At 26.1% G+C, this 1,112-nt stretch carries 1 protein-coding gene; it reads right to left on the reverse strand.

Annotation, left to right across the window (positions count from 1 at the left end; all coding sequences use genetic code 11):
• Positions 1-1,075 (reverse strand): hypothetical protein (locus Q0370_RS10815; protein WP_299575600.1); only part of this gene is annotated, 1,075 nt, incomplete at its 3' end.
• Between the last annotated feature and the right edge of the window lie 37 nt (positions 1,076-1,112).

The following is a 1,112-nucleotide window of genomic DNA, read 5'->3' on the forward strand; positions in this document are numbered from 1 at the left end:
TTTCAATATTTTCTTTAAAATTAATATCTTTTAACAAAATTTTATCTTTTGTAAATTCATATTCCAAAAAATATTTTTCTAAAAATGCACGGCTTCTAGTATTTCTATTTTTTGTTTGAATTTTATCGATAAAGCTCTTATTTCTAAAATTTGTAAAATGAAAATAATTTTCCTGATTCTCGCTACTTTTTCCATAAAGTTCAAGAATTTTTATGCATTTTTCGATTGGCTTTATTGAAAATACATCCCAAATATCGCCTGTATTTTTCTTTGAAAGAATATTTAATTTGTTTTTTCCGCTGTAATAGCAACACAAAATATCTTCATTTTCATTATTTGATACCAAAATCTGTTCATCACTTTCAAAATTTATTGTATATTCAAAAGATATGTCAATTTTTGTCGGACGCACAAAAATGCTGCTTATTATATTTTTCTTTTCAATATTCCAAAGCAATTCCCTATCTCTTAGAACTTTATCCTGACTTTCTTCAAAATCATAAGTAATCTCATATTTTCCATTTTGAATTTTCTCCAAAATATCCTGCGACATATCAAAACCATACTCAGCCAGTTTAATCTTATAACACCTCATAAAATGCGCTATATTAATAGTTTTCCATTTTTTTCCATTAAGTTCAAAAGAATTATACAATTTTTTTATTTCTTCAAAATATCTCTCATCTTTTACAAACCTGACTTTAACCTCATAATTATCTCCGTCAATGTCTATCCATCCAAAAAATTCTCTTTCCAAAACCTCATTAATCTTACGTAAATCCAAATTCAAATATACATTTTCCAAATAAATATCCTTATAATTCTCATCAATAATATCTATTTTATCAACCACAGGAAAAAACACTCCATCCATTTTAAATACATCTTCTTTTTCCACTAATACTGTTTCAACAAAAATATCTTCATATTCGGAACTCTCATTAATTTTTGCTTCTAAAAACTTATCTTTGATTTCCCGAAATCTCTTCTGCATCTCCACATTCATCTCAAAAAACATCTCTCTCAGACTTTTTCCAAGCATTTCCTTCTCAAAAATTTCATTCTCTCTATTCATAACCCCTCCAATTATTTAACTATATTTTAATTTTATC

Source organism: uncultured Leptotrichia sp. (assembly GCF_938036635.1).
Classification (GTDB): Bacteria; Fusobacteriota; Fusobacteriia; order Fusobacteriales; family Leptotrichiaceae; genus Leptotrichia; species Leptotrichia hongkongensis.